This window comes from Niastella yeongjuensis (assembly GCF_900110245.1).
In the GTDB taxonomy this organism is placed as follows: Bacteria; Bacteroidota; Bacteroidia; order Chitinophagales; family Chitinophagaceae; genus Niastella; species Niastella yeongjuensis.
In genome coordinates this window covers 702,752-721,232 of sequence record NZ_FOCZ01000001.1, presented here as the reverse complement: position 1 = coordinate 721,232, position 18,481 = coordinate 702,752, and the positions used below count along the sequence as shown (strand labels likewise).

Annotated in this window: 17 protein-coding genes; 13 read left to right on the top strand and 4 right to left on the bottom strand. The window is 44.5% G+C overall.

The window, feature by feature from the left end:
* The first annotated feature begins 60 nt into the window (after window positions 1-60).
* Complete coding sequence (gene asnS / locus BMX95_RS03290; protein WP_081199862.1) at window positions 61-1,500, top strand: asparagine--tRNA ligase; 1,440 nt, start codon at window positions 61-63, stop codon at window positions 1,498-1,500.
* Window positions 1,501-1,570: 70 nt separating this feature from the next.
* Here asnS and BMX95_RS03285 read toward each other — a convergent pair whose 3' ends face one another.
* A complete protein-coding gene (locus tag BMX95_RS03285; protein ID WP_081198848.1) occupies window positions 1,571-2,413 on the bottom strand; it encodes a universal stress protein in 843 nt (280 codons plus the stop codon).
* A 132-nt stretch (window positions 2,414-2,545) separates the two neighbouring features.
* Here BMX95_RS03285 and BMX95_RS03280 point away from each other — a divergent pair, with 132 nt between their 5' ends.
* The 12 genes from BMX95_RS03280 to rho all read left to right on the top strand — a co-directional run bounded on the left by BMX95_RS03280 (window position 2,546) and on the right by rho (window position 15,808).
* A complete protein-coding gene (locus tag BMX95_RS03280) occupies window positions 2,546-3,106 on the top strand; it encodes an ExbD/TolR family protein (RefSeq protein WP_081198849.1) in 561 nt (186 codons plus the stop codon).
* Between the two features lie 133 nt (window positions 3,107-3,239).
* A complete protein-coding gene (locus BMX95_RS03275; protein ID WP_081198850.1) occupies window positions 3,240-4,184 on the top strand; it encodes an isopenicillin N synthase family dioxygenase in 945 nt (314 codons plus the stop codon).
* Window positions 4,185-4,387: 203 nt separating this feature from the next.
* A complete protein-coding gene (locus tag BMX95_RS03270) occupies window positions 4,388-4,873 on the top strand; it encodes a hypothetical protein (RefSeq protein WP_081198851.1) in 486 nt (161 codons plus the stop codon).
* A gap of 64 nt (window positions 4,874-4,937) precedes the next feature.
* Window positions 4,938-5,525, top strand: a complete 588-nt coding sequence (locus BMX95_RS03265; RefSeq protein ID WP_081198852.1) for a penicillin-binding protein activator LpoB — start codon at window positions 4,938-4,940, stop codon at window positions 5,523-5,525.
* Window positions 5,526-5,585: 60 nt separating this feature from the next.
* Window positions 5,586-6,989: a COG3014 family protein gene (locus BMX95_RS03260; RefSeq protein ID WP_242673075.1), complete on the top strand. Its 1,404-nt coding sequence runs from the start codon at window positions 5,586-5,588 to the stop codon at window positions 6,987-6,989.
* Between the two features lie 463 nt (window positions 6,990-7,452).
* Window positions 7,453-7,737 (top strand): hypothetical protein, encoded by a 285-nt coding sequence (locus BMX95_RS03255; RefSeq protein WP_090519273.1) that lies wholly within the window; start codon window positions 7,453-7,455, stop codon window positions 7,735-7,737.
* 29 nt (window positions 7,738-7,766) lie between these two features.
* Window positions 7,767-8,147, top strand: a complete 381-nt coding sequence (locus tag BMX95_RS03250) for a PadR family transcriptional regulator (RefSeq protein WP_244898062.1) — start codon at window positions 7,767-7,769, stop codon at window positions 8,145-8,147.
* A 27-nt stretch (window positions 8,148-8,174) separates the two neighbouring features.
* Window positions 8,175-10,469 carry a PspC domain-containing protein gene (locus tag BMX95_RS03245; protein WP_081198856.1) on the top strand — a complete coding sequence of 765 codons (2,295 nt, stop codon included), beginning with the start codon at window positions 8,175-8,177 and terminating at the stop codon, window positions 10,467-10,469.
* A 332-nt stretch (window positions 10,470-10,801) separates the two neighbouring features.
* Window positions 10,802-11,887, top strand: a complete 1,086-nt coding sequence (gcvT, locus tag BMX95_RS03240) for a glycine cleavage system aminomethyltransferase GcvT (protein ID WP_081198857.1) — start codon at window positions 10,802-10,804, stop codon at window positions 11,885-11,887.
* 113 nt (window positions 11,888-12,000) lie between these two features.
* A complete protein-coding gene (locus tag BMX95_RS03235) occupies window positions 12,001-12,489 on the top strand; it encodes an SRPBCC family protein (protein WP_081198858.1) in 489 nt (162 codons plus the stop codon).
* An 84-nt stretch (window positions 12,490-12,573) separates the two neighbouring features.
* Window positions 12,574-13,317: a 2-phosphosulfolactate phosphatase gene (locus BMX95_RS03230; RefSeq protein ID WP_081198859.1), complete on the top strand. Its 744-nt coding sequence runs from the start codon at window positions 12,574-12,576 to the stop codon at window positions 13,315-13,317.
* Window positions 13,318-14,107: 790 nt separating this feature from the next.
* Window positions 14,108-15,808 (top strand): transcription termination factor Rho, encoded by a 1,701-nt coding sequence (gene rho / locus BMX95_RS03225; protein WP_081198860.1) that lies wholly within the window; start codon window positions 14,108-14,110, stop codon window positions 15,806-15,808.
* A 106-nt stretch (window positions 15,809-15,914) separates the two neighbouring features.
* Here the strand turns inward: rho and BMX95_RS03220 are convergent, their stop codons facing one another.
* From BMX95_RS03220 to BMX95_RS03210, 3 genes are read right to left on the bottom strand one after another with little or no spacing between them, the layout of a single operon-like run.
* Entirely contained in the window at window positions 15,915-16,148 is a 234-nt protein-coding gene (locus tag BMX95_RS03220; protein WP_081199864.1) for a 4a-hydroxytetrahydrobiopterin dehydratase, read from the bottom strand.
* Window positions 16,149-16,189: 41 nt separating this feature from the next.
* Complete coding sequence (locus tag BMX95_RS03215; protein ID WP_081198861.1) at window positions 16,190-16,624, bottom strand: IPExxxVDY family protein; 435 nt, start codon at window positions 16,622-16,624, stop codon at window positions 16,190-16,192.
* A gap of 29 nt (window positions 16,625-16,653) precedes the next feature.
* Entirely contained in the window at window positions 16,654-18,303 is a 1,650-nt protein-coding gene (locus BMX95_RS03210) for a M28 family peptidase (protein WP_081198862.1), read from the bottom strand.
* Window positions 18,304-18,481: the final 178 nt, after the last annotated feature.

Sequence of the window (18,481 nt, the reverse complement as noted above, 5' to 3'; positions counted from 1 at the left end):
AATCTTATCTTTGCCCTCCTTCCGCTCATTGGGGGCGGAAACCTTAAAAATCTATTGGATATGTTCAACAAACGGGTAAAAGTTAAAGATCTGCTGGCCAGTGAGCCTACCGGTCAGGAAGTTACAGTAATGGGTTGGGTACGCGGTTTCCGCAATAATCAGTTTATTGCCGTAAATGACGGTAGTACCAATAATAATATCCAGGTAGTGGTGGAGTTGGGTATGCTCGATGAGGAGACCCAAAAACGTATTACCCAAAGCGCCTCTATTAAAGCCGTAGGAACCCTCATCGCATCCCAGGGTAAAGGACAGAAAGTAGAGGTAAAAGCAACTTCTATTGAAATACTGGGAGATTGCGATGCGGAGAAATATCCTTTACAACTTAAAAACAGACCCAGTCTCGAATACCTGCGTGAGATAGCGCACCTGCGTTTCCGTACCAACACCTTTGGTGCGGTATTCCGTGTGCGTCACGCATTGGCATTTGCCGTACATAAATTCTTTAACGAAAAAGGATTTGTTTACATGCATACGCCCATCGTTACAGCCAGTGATGCCGAAGGTGCCGGTGAAATGTTCCGCGTAACCACCCTGCCTTTCGATAACCCACCCCGTAACGAGGACGGTACCATCAACTTCAAAGAAGATTTCTTTGGCCGCAGTACCAACTTAACGGTGAGCGGACAGCTGGAAGGTGAGCTCGCTGCTACTGCTTTTAGCGAGATCTATACCTTCGGTCCTACCTTCCGCGCTGAAAACTCCAACACGGCCCGTCACCTGGCAGAGTTCTGGATGATTGAGCCGGAAATGGCGTTCTATGACATTGAAGACAACCAGAACCTGGCCGAAGAGTTTATCAAATACCTCATTCGCCATGTAATGGAACACAACCGCGAAGACCTGGAGTTCCTTACGCAGCGCCTGGCCGAAGAAGAAAAACAACTGCCGCAGGACAAACGCAGCGAAATGGGCCTTATTGAAAAGCTGGAGTTTGTGATCAACAACGATTTCGAACGCATTACCTATACCGAAGCAATCGACATCCTGCTGCAATCACCTGCGTACAAGAAAAAGAAATTCCAGTACGAAGTGAAATGGGGCATCGATATGCAAAGTGAGCATGAGCGCTACCTGGTGGAAAAACATTTCAAAAAACCGGTTATTGTTACCGGTTATCCAAAGGAAATCAAGGCGTTTTATATGCGCCAGAACGACGATGGTAAAACCGTTGCCGCTATGGACATTCTGGCCCCCGGTATTGGTGAAATAGTAGGTGGTTCACAAAGGGAAGAACGTTTAGACAAACTCACCCAGCGCATGGAAGAAATGCACATCCCTGCTGAAGAACTGTGGTGGTACCTCGATACGCGCCGTTACGGCACGGTACCACATGCCGGCTTTGGCCTGGGCTTCGAGCGCATGGTGTTATTTGTAACCGGCATGACAAACATTCGCGATGTGATTGCTTTCCCAAGAACACCGAAGAACGCAGAATTCTAACTTCCTTGGTCCTTCTATAAAAGAAACGGTCCCGATTTTAATCGGGGCCGTTTTGCTTTTAGATGCTATTCTATTCATGGATAGAAACAATCGGTATATGTGCATGGGTTATTAGCTCTTTGCTTTGACTCTTGTGAAACAGGCTATCGATAAACCGGTGTTTTTTAGGGATCACCATCACCAGGTCGAGGTTATTGGTTTCGGCAAAACTGGTAATGCTGTCCACCACATTTTTACCGGTTAATTGAACATAATTGGGCCGCACATCTTCCAGCATAGCGTCAAGATAAACGGCATCCATTGTTGACGGTTCTTCCCAATCAGTTTCAGCATCCTTTTTATCCTGCACATTCAATACGTACAGATCGGCGCCAAATTCTTTTACAATATTTTTAATGTACTCTACCGGGGTCGACTGTACTACATTTTCAAAATCACAGGCCAGCCCAATCTTTTTGATGCCATGGTAAGTGGTACCGGGTGGAATTACAATAACCGGACATTTGATATGTTTAATGGCGTTCAGGGTAGTACTGCCCATGATCATTCGTTCAAAACCTGTAGCTCCATGACTACCCATAATTACCGCCATTGGGTCGAGCGATTTGCAAATCGCTTCCAACTCTTCAATGGGTTCGCCCAGGCGCGACTCACTATATATTTGTATTTTGCCCGAAGTAACCATCACCAGGTTCTTTTTCAATTCTTCCAACCGCTCCACACTTGATCGTTTCACTTCTTCAAGCGATACGGTTGTTACCGGGGCAACAGGCGCCTCCGTAAAGGATACCGGTACATTGTACACGTGCAGTAACACTAAACCGGCATTAATTGCCTGCGCCATGTCAACAGCATAATTGAGTGCATTGACCGATACAGACGAGAAATCCGTAGGAACTACCAGTGTTTTCATGTTTATTATTTTTTGATGAATAAAAGTAAGTCCGTTCCCTGAGTTATAAAATGATATCAGTCAGTAGCCCAACTGATTTAATTGTATATGGAAAAATTGTGCCACCGCATCTTATAATCAAACCAATTAGTTATGGCTGAAATTAATACCCCCAATGCAGCCGGTGGTAAAGCCGGTGCACGCAGAAGTAAAAAGTTAAGTACTAAAGTTGACTTAACCCCCATGGTTGACCTTGGTTTTTTGCTCATAACCTTTTTCATATTTACTACTACCATGTCAGAATCCAAGGCCATGAAACTGATCATGCCCGATGACTCTGACCCCAAAAAAGACATGACCCTCGGGCGAAGCAATGCGTTAACTGTTATTCCCCTTGCGGATAACAAAGTGTTTTATTATCACGGTGAATTGAACGATGCTTTAAAATCAAATGGCTGGGGCGTTACCAATTATTCAGAGATGGATGGGTTGGGAAAAATTGTACGAAACAAGCAGGCAGCGCTCGATAAAATAACACCCGGTAAAAGAAAAGACCTGATGTTGATGATAAAACCATCACCCGAATCGAATTACCAGAATGTGGTAAACGCCCTGGATGAAGCCATGATCAACGATGTAAAACGCTATGCCATTCTGGACATTACCCCCGAGGAAAAAGAGGTGGCAGCAGCAAAAAGCTTAACCGTTCATTAATACGATTTACTAACGGTTGCCCAATTACCGGAAATTGCCGCTTTAATTTTGCCGGCGTTACAATAGTTTTGTAAATTGTATATCCCACAATGGTTCGGGTAATTCATTGTATAAACCGATTTAAAATTATTTTATGGCAATACCGGTAGTTAATCTCGCCGATTTTTTATCAGGCGATCCCCAGCTGAAGCAGGCATTCGTAAATCAACTGGGCAAGGCGTATGAAGATGTTGGTTTTGTAGCGGTAAAGAATCATGGCATTCCCGATGAGCTGATAGCCGATCTGTACAAATACGTACAACAGTTTTTTGCATTGCCGCGCGATGCAAAAGAGAAATACGAAATACCGGATCTGGCAGGTCAGCGGGGCTACACTTCTTTCGGTAAAGAACATGCAAAAGGCAGTGAAGCACCAGACCTGAAAGAATTCTTTCAGTTTGGGCAAACCGTTGAAGATGATGACCCCATTAAAAGCGAATATCCTGATAACGTACAGGTAAATGATGTGGCTTCTTTTAATGTCACCTTTACCAAAACTTACCGGGCGTTCGAAAAATCGGGCCGGGCGTTGTTGCAGGCTATTGCCCTATACCTTGGTCTGGATGAACATTATTTCGATGAGCACATCCACAATGGTAATTCTATCTTACGGGCTATACACTATCCGCCAATTACGCAGGAACCGAAATCAGCCATTCGTGCCGAACAACATGAAGATATTAACCTGATCACCCTGTTAGTAGGCGCCTCGGCTGATGGTTTGCAAATATTAACAAAGCAGAATGATTGGGTACCGGTTACTTCCTTACCCGAGCAAATTGTAGTGAATGTAGGCGATATGTTACAACGCCTTACCAATAACAAACTGAAATCTACTACGCATCGTGTAGTAAATCCACCAAGGGAAATGTGGAATACTTCGAGGTATTCCATCCCGTTCTTCCTGCATCCTAAAGGCGAAATGAGCCTGGCCTGTCTGGAAAGTTGTATAGATGCCAGTCACCCAAAGGCATACCCCGACGCAACAGCCGGTGAGTACCTCGATGAACGGTTACGCGAGATCGGTTTAAAGAAATGATAAACTAACTGTGAAGCGCCCTTCTTTGCCTCCCCCAATGGGGGAGGCAAAGAAGGGCGCTTTCTTTTAACCCCTACTTAACGAATTGCTTATTAATTTAGACTTATGAAAAAAATTAGTTATTCATCTGGCGCCACGGATAATTAATACATGATTTTTTTCGTTAATAGTATTGCACCTTTTTTAAAGTAAAACCCCGATCAATGAAAAGAAATGTACTCTATAATTTTTCTCTGTCATCAATAGCTATGCTGATAGCTGTATGTGGCATGTCACAAACCCTTGTTGAAGACCAGAATCCTGACTATATGATCAGTCAGGTAAAATACATGGGTATGGCTGACTCCCTGAATGCCCTGCAGGGTACTACTCCCCAGGAAACATATAAGGCAATCGACTGGATGGCCGAAAGACAGGAAAGGCGTGATGCACGTCGCGCATTCCGTCGCGAACTGCGTTTGGCAAGGGCGCAGAACGGCTGGTACTATAATGACTACAGTTATTATAATTACCGAAGCTCTTATTACCCGGTTTATAACGGCAATTATTACTACAATTACAATCCCTATCACACGTATTATCGTCCCAGATACAATTACTATCGCCCCGGCTATAGCAGCAGAAACTGGGTGCCATGGGTAGCTACGGCTGCAACCGTTGCAACTGTTGGCTGGTTATTGACCCGTTAACAGGTAGTAAGCAGACTTCCGCACAAACAAAAAATTACTGTTCCCTTTATAAATAAAAGACAAAATGAAACACGTTTATCTGGCTGTTATGGCCCTGATAGTAGCAGGCACAAGTATCTCATGTTCACATAAAGTAACCCGAATTGATCCGAAGGAACAGGTTGACCTCAGTGGCCGCTGGAATAACACCGACTCACGCCTGGTGGCAGAGCAAATGATTGACCAGGTTTTAAAAGAAAGATGGGTAGGGGAGCACCAGGAAGCGCACAATGGACAAAGACCCGTAGTAATTGTAGGCTTTGTTACCAATAAAAGCCATGAGCATATTGAAGCCGAAACCTTTGTTACAGATGTTGAACAAAGCTTTATAAGATCGGGAAGAGTGCGCCTGGTACAGGGTGGTAAAAAAAGAGATGAACTGCGTGCAGAAAGAGCCGATCAGCAAACCAACTCCTCCGCTTCTTCCATGAAAAAGTTTGGCCTTGAACAAGGCGCCGACTATATATTGCAGGGATCTATCAACTCCATCGTTGATTCACAAAAGCGCAGAAAAGTGGTGTACTACCAGATCAACCTGGAGTTAACCAATATCCAAAGCAATGAAGTAGTATGGTTAGGTGACAAGAAGATTGCCAAATACGTGAAAAACTAATTGATCTCATCAGCAGGTTCGCTGCAATAGTACCCCAAAATGGTTTTACCCCTTAAACATATGATAAGAGCATTGGGCGTTGTATGCCCAATGCTCTTGTTATTCTCCTGCGCCACATACAACAATCGAATCGGCAGTTATTACGAACAGGTAGTTAATAACCAGTTCGATAAAGCGTACCTGGCCATAGACCATAACAAACTGTTGCAACGCAGACGCAACAGGTTACTGTACCTTTTTGAAAAGGGAAAGATGGCCCATTTGCTGAAACAATACGACAGCAGCAATTTGTACTTTAATGAAGCCGATCTGTTCATTGAAGATGCCCGCACCTCCGCAAGGGATATCGCGTTCGGTACCCTGCTCAATCCCATGATGGAAACCTACAAAGGCGAGGATTTTGAAAAATTCATGGTGCATTATTATAAAGCCCTGAATTACCTGAACCTGGGTCAAAGTGACGAAGCCATGGTGGAAGCCCGGCGTATTTCCCTTACCAGCTACGCCCAGCAGGATAAGACCGGAAATAAAGACAACCGCTATTCAGACGATGCTTTTTCGCTGATGATGCAGGGTATTATCTATGAACAAAGCGGGGATATCAACAACGCATTCATTTCTTACAGGAATGCCGCGGATCTGTTTCTGCAGCATAATAACCTATGGTATGGTGTTAGCATGCCCGAACAATTGAAACAGGACGTGCTGCGCACCGCCACAGCCATGGGATTTACAGAAGACGTACAGCACTATTCCTCTTTATTGAATACCACGTTACAGCCTGTTACAAAAACCGCCGGCGGTGAGCTGGTATTGTTTTGGGAGAATGGATTGGCGCCTGTAAAACAGGAGCAGAATTTTATTTTCGCCCTTACAAAAGACGGGTTGGGCAATTTTACCTTTACCGATGCTACCGGTACCATTAATGTGCCTTTTATATTCGACGACAATTTTATTAATAAGGACAGTTTAAGGGCGGCAGACATCCGCTCGTTACGGGTGGCTTTTCCCAAATACCAGGAACAACCGGTATTTTATACCCAGGGCTCTGTTTCTGCAAACAATGCGCAGTACAATTTTGAAAGCGCCGAAAACATAAACGACCTGGCTTTTGCCACGTTGAAAGAACGGTTCTTTAAAGAAATGGCCAAAACCCTGAGCCGGCTGGCTGTAAAAAAACTGGCCGAAATGGCTGCCCGGCCAAAAAGCAATGATAAGAACAAGGATGAAAAAGAGGCATTGGCCACAGCCATCCAGGTTTTTAGTTTCGTTACCGAAAAAGCCGATACACGTAACTGGCAGAGTTTACCTCATACTATATTATATACACGCATCCCCTTGCAAACTGGTACCAATACCATCCAGATAAACTTTATGGGTATGAACCAGCAGACCAAACCCATTAGTCTTACCGTAGAGGGCAATGGCTGTTTGCAGGTGCAGAATGTATGTACCCTGCGGTAGGTTCAATGTTAGCCTGATCTAGAAATTTATTCAATAAAGCGGATAAGCGGCCCATACAGGGAAGCTCATCCGTTTATTATTTGGGCCGTGTAAAACAGGAGGCTGGCAGGGAATTTACCCGGACCTAACAGGGAATTAATCCCTTTCAGGTCCGGGTGATGTCCCTGTTATGTCCTTGTGAGGTCATCCAAAATCAGGTTTGAATTTCGGTAAAACCCCGGAATTAGCAGGAAACCGGGTTGCCGCCATTCGGCCCGGGTTTTAGCCATTCATACAATCTCAATAACTCCTCAAATTTGCCTGAGTTCTGTATATAACTGACAATCAATGATTATCGGTTAAGCTAGTTATTGTTTATTAGGTATTACCATAAATAAAATGGTACTATGTGTTGCATAGTACTAAAAACCACCCTATATTTGTGTTGTGAAAGGGAATAAAAACCCCGACTTCACAAGTAGCCATGCCAATCCCGATAATTATAGCCATGTTAATAGCCCTGTTTACACTGGGTGCAACAATGAAAAACAAACCTGCGGGTAAGCCGGAAACAATAGTGATCATTGGCGGAAAAAATTATGACCCCCACACCATTACTATACAGGGGCAGCAGGAGTCAGCTTTTTTTGAAAACATATTTCAGTGTTCAAGTTTATATCAGATCATAAAAGAAGAACCAGTGACTTACATTAATAACTCTATTAACAGCAACATAAAACAGGCAGTAGCCCTGTCAGTAAAAGAATAGCCATGAATATTGAGAACACCCAAAGTCAGATGCGGAAGGGGATACTGGAGTTTTGCATTCTGTCTATCATCCGCCGCGGGGAAGCTTACCCGAGTGATATTGTGGATGAAATGAGAGGAGCAAATCTCCAGATCCTGGAGGGTACTCTTTACCCCTTGTTAACCCGATTGAAGAATGCTGAGATGCTAACCTATAGATGGGTTGAGAGTAACTCGGGCCCTCCCCGCAAATACTTTTCGCTTACACCAAAGGGCGAAGAGTTTTTTAAAGAGCTGGAAACTACGTGGAATGAGTTGGCCAATGCAGTGAATACACTGGCCAGCAAGCGCGAGTCGCTGGTGTCATCGGTCAATTCAGCTTCATCAGATAACGCATCCTACCCAACCGAAACAAACCAACCCAACAACTAACACTTCAACCAACAAATAGTATTCACCATGAAAAAGGTAATCAACATAAATTTCCAGGGCAGGGTGGTTCCTATAGAGGAAACTGCTTTTGAAATACTGAAGCAATACATCGAAAGTTTGCGAAGGTATTTTGCAAACGAGGAAGGCCGCGATGAAATTATCAACGACATTGAAAGCCGTATTGCGGAACTGTTCTCTGAAACTTTGAAGAAGGGCGCTACCTGCATCACTGACGCAGATGTACAGGCGGTAATGACCAGCATGGGCCGTCCCGAAGATTTTGAAGCAGAGGCAGGTTTGAACGAAAACGGCGGTACCCACGCAACAGGCGCCGGGGCAGGAGCGGGGCAGCAACAACAAAGTTCCTCGCAACAGCAACAGTCGCAATATACCGGTGGTGCAGGCGCTTATACCAGTCCTGGCGTAGGCCGTGGCCGGTTGTATCGCAATGCCGATGATAAAATTATTGCCGGTGTATGTAGTGGCCTGGCCAACTACTTCCACATTGACCCGGTGATTATGCGGATTATTTTTGCGGTGTTGCTGTTCACCGGTGGTTCAGGATTTCTTGTGTATGTTATTTTGTGGGTGGCCGTTCCCTCGCAATCTGTTCAATCGAACATCACCAAACGTTTATACCGCAGTTCAGACGACAGAGTAATTGCAGGGGTATGCGGTGGTTTGGCTGCTTATTTCAACATCAATACCTGGGTGCCCCGCCTCATTTTTGCGTTGCCTTTGATCATTGCATTGTTATCGGGCGTTTTTAACTGGTGGTGGGCAAATGATATGGGTTTCTGGTTTGGTCCCCGGGTAGTGACCGGTTCTTTAACCAGTACGTTGTTTGTAACCTATATTGTTTTGTGGATAGCTGTTCCCATTGCCGTTACTGCAGCAGAAAAACTCGAAATGCGGGGGGAGCGCGTTGATCTGAACTCTATACGTGATACAGTGAAGGAAGACCTGGAGAGTTTCAGATCTAAAGCACAGAACTGGGGAAATGAAGTGAAACAATCGGCCCAACAATTTGGCGACAGGGCCAGGGAGTTCAGCCAAAGCGACCGGGTAAAAACATTTACCACTGAAGCCTCATCAACGGCCCGCAATGCAGGCAGCGGTATTGCCCATATCATTGGCGTACTGTTCAAAGCGTTCTTTCTCTTTATAGTTGGTATGATAGCGCTGGCTTTATTTGGTACGTTGATGGCATTGCTTTTTGGCTGGGTGCCGGTAATGTCATTCAAAGAATTTTTGCTGGAAGGTTTCTGGCAGAACTTCCTGGCCTGGTTAACCGTATTCCTGTTCCTGGGTGTGCCTATCATTGCATTGATCACCTGGCTGATCCGCCGTATCATGGGCGTGCGTTCTAAAAACCATTATCTCGGTTACGTATTTGGCACCTTGTGGTTTATTGGCATCATAAGCGCGGCCATGCTTACCGGCGCCATCTTCCGCAGTTTTAAATCAAGAGGTTTTGTTGAAGAGAATGTATCTATCGCGCAACCTGCCCACGGAAAACTGTACCTGGATGTAACATCCAGCAACATCAACTACCGTTATTACAGCAACGACTGGTTCGATTGGGACCAGGACTGGCCATTGTTTGGCGCCAACCTCGATTCTTTTATGCTGAACACCGTTCGCGTAGATGTGGTTAAAAGTCCCGACAGTGCTTTCCATGCTACAAAAGTGAAGTTCAGCCGGGGAACAGATCCTGTAAACGCCCGCAATCTGGCAGAAAAGATCAATTTTCAAACCTATCAGGTAGATAGCATACTGTTCCTGCCCAAAGGATTTTCGATCAGCAAAAAGGAACGGTTCAGAAGTCAGCAGATCCTGATGGTTTTACAGGTTCCCGTTGGAAAAAGGTTCTTTTTCAACAGAGCTATTTCAAATTACAACTGGTTCGATGTACGGTATAACCGGCATGGCGGTTTTGAGATCGATGATAACTGGGATCATACCTACTGGGTGGATGCAGATAATGAATATATCATGACACCCGATGGTCCTAAAAAAGTAAAAGACCTCGATCCCGATGCCCTAAGCAGAGGAGAATATAAAGACCGGGAAAAACAGAATCAGGAGGATAAAGAAGAACATGAAGGCCGGAAAAGCAAGCGTAAGAACGATCGTAATAACGATGAGCCGGTGCAGAAAGATACCACCAGCGGCTATCGTTACCACCAGCAAACACCGGTGAAGAAAAAAGACTCGGTTCGGGCAAACGTGCATACTTCATCTGCGCGTGTGGATGATAACAATGAAGAACAGCCGATGACTTTGTTTGCGCCCCTTTTAGCTACCGACGTAATTAGTTAACAGCCGCATGAAAAAAATTGATTAACCCTCCCCGCCGCTTTGCTTAACCGTTAGTCGGAAGCAGGCGGGGTTGAAGTTGGAACAACAGGGGCCCTTTTGAGGGCCCTTTTTTATTAAGGGCAAAGGGCAGAGGGGAGAAGGCAGAGGGCAGAGAAGAAAGGCAATGGGGAATGGGCAATAGGCAATGGGAGGAAATGGCAGAGCCTGTCTCGCTTGCGGGCGGCAGGGGTGGGTCGCTCGAGGTCTTACCTGTTAACCTGTCAACCCGTTAACTCATCAACTTGTCAACTAATCAACTAAATTGCGCTCCAAACAAAAACTACACATACTGTATGAAGAACACGCCTTTCACGCAAAAGCATATTGCCCTGGGGGCTAAAATGGCGGAATTTGCCGGGTATAATATGCCCATTTCCTATAGCGGCATCAACGATGAGCATGCTGCTGTGAGAACCAATGCCGGGGTATTTGACGTAAGCCATATGGGCGAGTTTATTCTGAAAGGCGATCAGGCGCTTGACCTTATTCAACGGGTTACTTCTAATGATGCCTCCAAATTAACCGCTGGCAAGGCCCAATACAGCTGTCTGCCCAACCAGGAAGGTGGTATCGTTGATGACCTGCTGGTGTATTGCATCGAGGAAAACAACGTGTATATGCTGGTGGTAAATGCTTCCAACATAGAAAAAGACTGGAACTGGATCTCGAAGTTCAATACCAATAATGTGGAAATGCACAACATTTCCGACAAAACCTGCCTGCTGGCCATTCAGGGCCCCAACGCCACCAAAATGTTGCAACCCCTGACAGATATAGATATTCTTAATTTAAAATATTACACGTTTGCCAAAGGTAAGTTTGCCGGGGTTGATAATGTTGTGATCAGCGCTACCGGTTATACAGGCGCCGGTGGTATTGAAATATATTTTGAAGATAAAGATGGCAGCGGCGAAAAAGTATGGGATGCTATTTTTAACCTGGGTGCGCCACAGGGACTGAAGCCCATAGGTTTGGGCGCCCGCGATACCCTGCGGTTGGAAATGGGTTTCTGTCTGTACGGAAACGACATCGACGACACTACTTCGCCCCTGGAAGCCGGTTTGGGCTGGATCACCAAATTCACCAAAGATTTCACGGCCCGCCCCATTCTGGAAAAACAAAAAACAACCGGTGTTACCCGTAAACTGGTTGGGTTTGAAATGGTTGATAAAGGTATTCCCCGCCATCATTACGATATCAAAGACGCTGCTGGAAATAAAATAGGCTTTGTTACCTCTGGAACACAAGCGCCCAGCCTGCAAAAAGCAATAGGTATGGGTTATGTGAACCTGGACCATGCTGCACTGGATACTGAAATATATATCGGGGTGCGCGACAAGCTGTTAAAAGCAAAAGTGGTTAAGTTCCCATTCATTTAATTGTAATAGGTTCAGGGCACAGGAATTTTTCTTGTGCCTTGTTTCTTTTAGTCTGAACCTTGGCTTATTTCTTGCTGCAAAGGGCTACGTTTTCTAAATTGGAGAATCCCCGTATGCCAACTATCCATTTGACCACGTTTATTGCCGCACCTATAGAAAGGGTTTTTGATCTGAGCCGTAGCATTGACCTGCACAAAAAATCAATGTCGGAATACCGCGAAGAGGCTGTAGCCGGCACCGTCATGGGATTGATAAACCTGAATGAGACGGTGACCTGGAAAGCCAAACACCTGATGAAGAACCGGGTGATGCAGGTACAGATCACCTCCATGGCAAGACCATTCTCTTTTACCGACGAAATGAAAAAAGGCGATTTTAAAAGCATGAAACATGAGCACCATTTCAAAGCAATTGAAAATGGAACGCTGATGATCGATGTTTTTAAATTTGTAGCACCCTATGGTGGACTGGGAAGATTTTTCAGTAGCATCTACCTTTCGGGCTATATGGAAAAACTGTTGGAGCAACGCAATGACCTGATAAAAGAATATGCGGAAAGCAACAAGTGGAAACATGTTTTAGACAACAAACAAGGGGCGTAACGTTAGCAACTTTTTGCGTTTTTGTAGGAAGAGAAGACGAAGGATTGCCAATTGATTTAACTACTTTTGCGGTTTATTAGAATTATGTCAAACAACAAACCGACTCTATACACATCTCCGTCTCCTGCATTACTTGATTTGTACGATATTAATAATACAATTGTTGTGATCATTGATGTGTTTCGCGCCACATCAACCATTGCTACTGCATTGTACAATGGCGCCAAATGCATTATACCGGTTGACAGTGTAGCGAAATGTATTGAACTGGGTAAAAAGATTGAAGCCATCACCGCCGGTGAACGCGATGGTAAAATCGCTGAAGGACTGGAGTACGGCAATTCACCCTTTGAATACTCAAAAGAATTTATCAGTGGCAAAACGCTGGTACTCACTACCACCAATGGTACAAAGCTGCTGCATATGGCTTTGGACCGGGGGGCCGGGCATGTTATAACCGGTTCGTTCCCTAATCTGTCGGCTATTTGTGAGTATCTTATTCAGCAAAAACAGCCGGTGTTGCTGGGTTGTGCAGCCTGGAAAGATCGCGTGAATATGGAAGACATGTTATTTGCCGGTGCAGTGATACACCAGGTAAAAGAACATTTCAACATCAATTGCGACAGTTCAGGAATTGCCGAAACCCTGTACCTCAATGCCAAGAGCGATATGTACGGTTTCATAAAAGACAAGCAGGCTACGCACTTTCAACGGCTCACCAATTTTGGGTTGGAAAAAGATATCCGCTATTGCCTTACGCCAGATATAGCAAATGTGCTGCCGTTTTATGAAGATGGTAAACTGGTGGTTCACAATGGCCAGTATTAAGTTGACTGTATTTTAGCGTTCCTTTAATAAACTATTTCAAATCCCTGTGCGTTATTTGAACAGGGATTTTTCATTTCAACACTTCTGCACAGATGCGATCTTACCTGGTAAATAGTGCGGTTGTATATACCTGTTGTTATGTGAGGTGAGGTTTAGCGTAACCATCATGGTTAAATGTTTAGCAATCTATAGCTGGCTTCCGGTAAGGGTTTGGTAAAAACAAGCCATTGTGTGTGCACCCGGGTATAATTTTGTGCTGGCAGGTACAAGTAATACCTTACAAATGGGCGGCTTACCTTGTTTTGGAACAATAAGTTATACACATAATGCCCGTTTTCATAAAAAAATGCCGTTAAAAGGGACCTTGTAAGCGTTATGTAACTAATTTTTTATAATATTTGTGCAGCAAATCCGTTTTAAGGTGGAATTGAATTTGCATATTCTTCATTAAGCCTGGTTGTAGATCATTTCATAATAGGTGCCGCAGTGATAGAAATTGTGAAAAATAGCAGAGCCTGAAAACCGTCAGAAAGTATCCCCTGGCCCTGAATGTAAGCCTTCAGGGTTAAAAAAGTGACAGAAAAGCGGGATCGGACCCAAAAATTTTTGCTTTTTGTAAATTTGGCGTATTATTGTGTTTGGAATAGGGCTGATAAGTCATACCCGATACTCACAAAGCTCATCAGTTATTCTCATTCCACGCATTATAACTCATTTCAATTTTTTTCAACAGAATTTTCAACGAACAAATTTTGCTCGTCTGATTAGGTGTTAACTCACAAGTTATTTTATGTATGACATTTTGCAATTGAACGACATGCTCGTTCCAGAACTGTTAGATATTGCCGAACAGTTAAAAATACCCAACGCAAAAAAATTAGACAAACAGGAACTAGTATATAAAATCCTCGATAAGCAGGCAGTGATGGCCAGTGCAGTAAAGAATGGTGCAGCCGATGATAAAGGTAAACGTAAAAGAGTAGTAAAAACAACTACTGCAAACGCAACAGAAGAAGCTGATGTAGTGAGCGGTGATGATAAACCAGTGCGTAAAGAAATGAAGAAAGAAGCCCCTAAAAAGAAGGTGATTGAAAAGCCTGCAGCTCCTGTAAAAAAAGGACGCAAGAAACCAGAGCCGGAAGAAGAAGAGGAAGAAGCAACCCCCATTTTACCAGTGTTGATGGATGATGATCATGATGATGAAGAAATGCAGGAAATGCCTTCACACGATGACGAAGACGAAGAAGGCGATGATGAAGATGGCGGCTCAATCATCACACACGAGCACCACGAGCGGATTTCAGAACCACAACCTTCATCAGAACAGCAACAAAAATCATATCCTCACCGCCGCGAATCTGCCTTTAACATTGAGTTTGACGGCGTTATTATGGCAGAGGGTGTTTTGGAAATGATGCCCGACGGATATGGCTTCTTACGCTCTTCAGATTACAACTACCTTTCTTCTCCCGACGATATTTATGTTTCTCCTTCTCAGATAAAATTATTCGGCTTAAAAACAGGTGACACCATTTTCGGTGCTGTTCGTCCGCCCAAAGAAGGTGAAAAGTATTTTGCGTTATTGAAAGTGGAAACCATCAACGGCAAACAGCCCGAAGATGTACGTGACCGGGTTCCTTTCGATTACCTGACACCTTTGTTCCCATTCGAAAAGCTGAACCTGTTTACAGTTCCCAATCAATACAGCACCCGTATCATGGACTTGTTTACGCCCATTGGTAAGGGACAACGTGGATTGATTGTGGCGCAGCCTAAAACCGGTAAAACCGTATTGCTGAAAGAAGTGGCCAACGCCATTGCAGCCAATCACCCCGAATGTTATTTGATGGTGGTACTGGTTGATGAGCGTCCTGAGGAGGTTACCGATATGGAACGCAGCGTACGTGCCGAAGTAATCGCTTCTACGTTCGATGAACCAGCTGAAAAGCACGTAAAAGTATCTACCATTGCCCTGCAAAAGGCAAAACGCCTGGTAGAGTGCGGACATGATGTAGTTATCCTGTTAGACTCTATTACCCGTTTGGCCCGCGCCCATAACACGGTAGCACCAGCATCAGGTAAAGTATTATCTGGTGGTGTGGAAGCAAACGCCATGCAAAAACCTAAACAGTTCTTTGGTGCTGCCCGTAAAATTGAGAACGGCGGTTCCTTAACCATACTGGCTACAGCCCTGATCGATACCGGTTCTAAAATGGATGAGGTGATCTTTGAAGAGTTCAAAGGTACCGGTAACATGGAATTGCAACTCGATCGCCGCCTGGCCAACAGGCGCGTGTTCCCGGCCATTGACCTGGTAGCATCATCTACCCGTCGCGATGACCTGTTGCTGGAACGCGATGTACTGCAACGTATGAACCTGTTACGTGTATATCTTACAGACATGAATACGGAAGAAGCAATGAGCGAATTGCTGAAACGTATGCGTGGTACAAAAGACAACCACGAGTTCCTGGCAAGCATGAACGGCTGAACTCCTTCGGCCACCCATCATACTAAAAAGCCACACCGTTAACGGGGTGGCTTTTTTTCTTTTACCCACCGAAGCCCTGGCGTAGGCGGGTTTTATGTATAGAGGCCTATTTCACGATTGCATCTATTTTCTTAGCCAGTTGCCGGTCTTTATCAGTAATAACATCTCCGGCATCGTGGGTGCTTAACCACACCTCTACCTGGTTGTACACATTGGTCCACAGGGGGTGATGGTTCATCTTTTCCGCCTCCAGCGCCACGCGCGTCATAAAGGCAAATGCTTCTGAAAAGTTCCTGAATGTAAACTTCTGGTATAACTTGTTATTTTGTTCCTGCCACATATAGTTAGTTTTTTCGTAAAACGTGAAGGGTCCCATTTCAACTAGAAAATCAGGTGCCCTTTATTCTTGATCTTCTCGTTAGTAAGCTCCATTACCAACTGCACGCCGTTGAGGGTCTTTACAGAACCAATGATCTGTTGAAAGAACGCATCAGCTACTGTATCGCCCTTCATCAGCCACAGGAAATCAAGATGCCTGAATTCGGGCAACAGGTATTCACCATCATACTGATTGTTATATAAATAGTGTACCAGGCTGCCTACAGGCTGGCGGTATTCAAATACAGAGAAATAATAATTGCGGTTCTTTTTCTGAAGCTGGATCTCGATGTCGTTGTTTATGCGAAAGTCGAAATGTAATAAATGATTGAGATGCCAGCAGAACTGGTAACTTTTCAGGGGTGCCACAATACCCGCCAAACGGGTATCCTCAAAAAAATCATTGGCTAAATCATCCAGGTCGAGCTTAAGTTTCATGCCTTAATATTGGCATAAAGGTATAAAACTTAAAATTCAACGGGACCTTCTTTCATTTCCTCCCCTCTTTTATACTTTACCGTTGTTTTATCGCCCTTATTGAACTTTGATAACGCCTGCATATAGGTTTCGAGCGAGCTGGTGTTGAAGCTGCCCAGTTGTACAATAATATCCCCGGTTTGAATACCTGCTTTTTGTGCGGGCCGGCCATCGGTAACACCGTCAACCCGCACGCCGCTGCCCGAAAACGTATAATCGGGCATAATGCCCAGGGTTACATTAAACCGGGCGGTAGTGCCCATTGCCGGTTCGCGTGTTTTTTGAAAAACCAGCTTGCCTTTGGTATTGGTAAGGTCTACCAGGCTTTCGATATATTTTACAATGAACACCTCACCGGTGAAATTGATCTTGTTGTAATCATCGGTAGGCTTATGGTAATCGCTGTGTAAACCCGTGAAGAAGAACAGCACGGGAATACTCTTTAAATAAAAAGAGGTATGATCGCTGGGCCCTATGCCACTGGAGTCGTATTTGATGGTAAAATACTTTTGTTTGCTTAAGGAAGTGAATACAGGTCCCCAGGCAGGTGAGGTGCCGTAACCGCCAATGGTGATGGTTTTGCTGCTGTCATTTAACCGGCCAACCATATCCATATTCACCATAAAGTTTACCGATGGCAGATCGATGGTTGGGTGTTCAGTAAAGTATTTTGAGCCAAACAGCCCTAACTCTTCGCCTGAAAAGGCAATGAATACGTAATTGTTGTTCTTGTCTTTCGACAGCCTCAGCAAGCGCCCCAGTTCAATAAGGGCGGCTGTTCCGCTGGCATTGTCGTCGGCGCCATTGTGGATCTCTCTTGCTCCTGTACGCAGCATGGAGTTACCGTCTTCGCCATAGCCCAGGTGATCATAATGCGCACCAAATACAATCGTATTGGGAGCGCCGTTATTAATCATGCCTATCACGTTATGGCCGGTCCTTTTTTTATCAGTGATCACGGTTTTCAGCCGGATGTCGAGTGTGGCAGATTCATCGGCCAGGTATTGTTTGCAGGCTTTTGCGGTTAAATAAACAACGGGTATAGCCACCGGGCTGCTATTGTCTTTACTATCGAATGCAAGCTCATCGGCTATACTGCCTGTGTTATATACAAACAGGGCCGTAGCGCCTTTCTCATGCGCTTTATGGGCTATTATTTTAACAGCCTGGGTAAGATCGAAGTGCGGGTTGTCTTTATTGTCTTCAATAATGTCTTTCAGGTCATCGAACCAGGGAACACCTTTTTCTTTTACCGCAGGTGATACGGCCGCATCGAGGCTTGCATTAGGAGAAAATACAAAAGGAAAATATTCATCATTCAACTTCAGCTCATGGTCATTTACAAACAATAATGTAGAAGCATTGATCTGCTTGCCATCATATATTTCAAATGATTGTAACCAGCCCTGTTCCCCTTTGGGTTCAAGACCGGCTTTTTGAAATTGATTACTTATATATTCATACGCCAGTTTTTCTCCGTTAGTACCGGCCCTTCTGCCTTCCAATTTATCATCTGCCAGGTACATAACATGTGCCTGCAGGTTGGTAATCATAACTTTATCGGCTTTTTTCAACTTCTGGCCTACGGAAGAAAACGAGGCTAACAACAGAATGATCAATAAACGCATGTACAGGTTCATTGTACTAATTTTTCAGGCTTGGTTGCAAACAAAGTTATCATTAGACAAAGCCTGTACCAATAATAGTTTGTCATAAAATCCTCAATTTGTAAAACGCCCTGGCGAAGAAAAACCTCAAGCCTGGTGATGGAAATAATACTTTTTTAACAGATTTCGAGGGGTGGGATAAACTCGCTGC

Excerpts from the sequence above, each read along its gene's own strand:
- BMX95_RS03220 (WP_081199864.1), bottom strand. The coding sequence starts at position 16,148 with ATGTGGCAGGAACAAAATAACAAGTTATACCAGAAGTTTACATTCAGG.
- rho (WP_081198860.1), top strand. The coding sequence starts at position 14,108 with ATGTATGACATTTTGCAATTGAACGACATGCTCGTTCCAGAACTGTTA.
- BMX95_RS03270 (WP_081198851.1), top strand. The coding sequence starts at position 4,388 with ATGAAAAGAAATGTACTCTATAATTTTTCTCTGTCATCAATAGCTATG.
- BMX95_RS03275 (WP_081198850.1), top strand. The coding sequence starts at position 3,240 with ATGGCAATACCGGTAGTTAATCTCGCCGATTTTTTATCAGGCGATCCC.
- asnS (WP_081199862.1), top strand. The coding sequence starts at position 61 with ATGTTCAACAAACGGGTAAAAGTTAAAGATCTGCTGGCCAGTGAGCCT.
- BMX95_RS03285 (WP_081198848.1), bottom strand. The coding sequence starts at position 2,413 with ATGAAAACACTGGTAGTTCCTACGGATTTCTCGTCTGTATCGGTCAAT.
- BMX95_RS03250 (WP_244898062.1), top strand. The coding sequence starts at position 7,767 with ATGCGGAAGGGGATACTGGAGTTTTGCATTCTGTCTATCATCCGCCGC.
- BMX95_RS03215 (WP_081198861.1), bottom strand. The coding sequence starts at position 16,624 with ATGAAACTTAAGCTCGACCTGGATGATTTAGCCAATGATTTTTTTGAG.
- BMX95_RS03280 (WP_081198849.1), top strand. The coding sequence starts at position 2,546 with ATGGCTGAAATTAATACCCCCAATGCAGCCGGTGGTAAAGCCGGTGCA.
- BMX95_RS03210 (WP_081198862.1), bottom strand. The coding sequence starts at position 18,303 with ATGAACCTGTACATGCGTTTATTGATCATTCTGTTGTTAGCCTCGTTT.
- BMX95_RS03255 (WP_090519273.1), top strand. The coding sequence starts at position 7,453 with ATGCCAATCCCGATAATTATAGCCATGTTAATAGCCCTGTTTACACTG.
- gcvT (WP_081198857.1), top strand. The coding sequence starts at position 10,802 with ATGAAGAACACGCCTTTCACGCAAAAGCATATTGCCCTGGGGGCTAAA.
- BMX95_RS03235 (WP_081198858.1), top strand. The coding sequence starts at position 12,001 with ATGCCAACTATCCATTTGACCACGTTTATTGCCGCACCTATAGAAAGG.
- BMX95_RS03265 (WP_081198852.1), top strand. The coding sequence starts at position 4,938 with ATGAAACACGTTTATCTGGCTGTTATGGCCCTGATAGTAGCAGGCACA.
- BMX95_RS03230 (WP_081198859.1), top strand. The coding sequence starts at position 12,574 with ATGTCAAACAACAAACCGACTCTATACACATCTCCGTCTCCTGCATTA.
- BMX95_RS03245 (WP_081198856.1), top strand. The coding sequence starts at position 8,175 with ATGAAAAAGGTAATCAACATAAATTTCCAGGGCAGGGTGGTTCCTATA.
- BMX95_RS03260 (WP_242673075.1), top strand. The coding sequence starts at position 5,586 with ATGATAAGAGCATTGGGCGTTGTATGCCCAATGCTCTTGTTATTCTCC.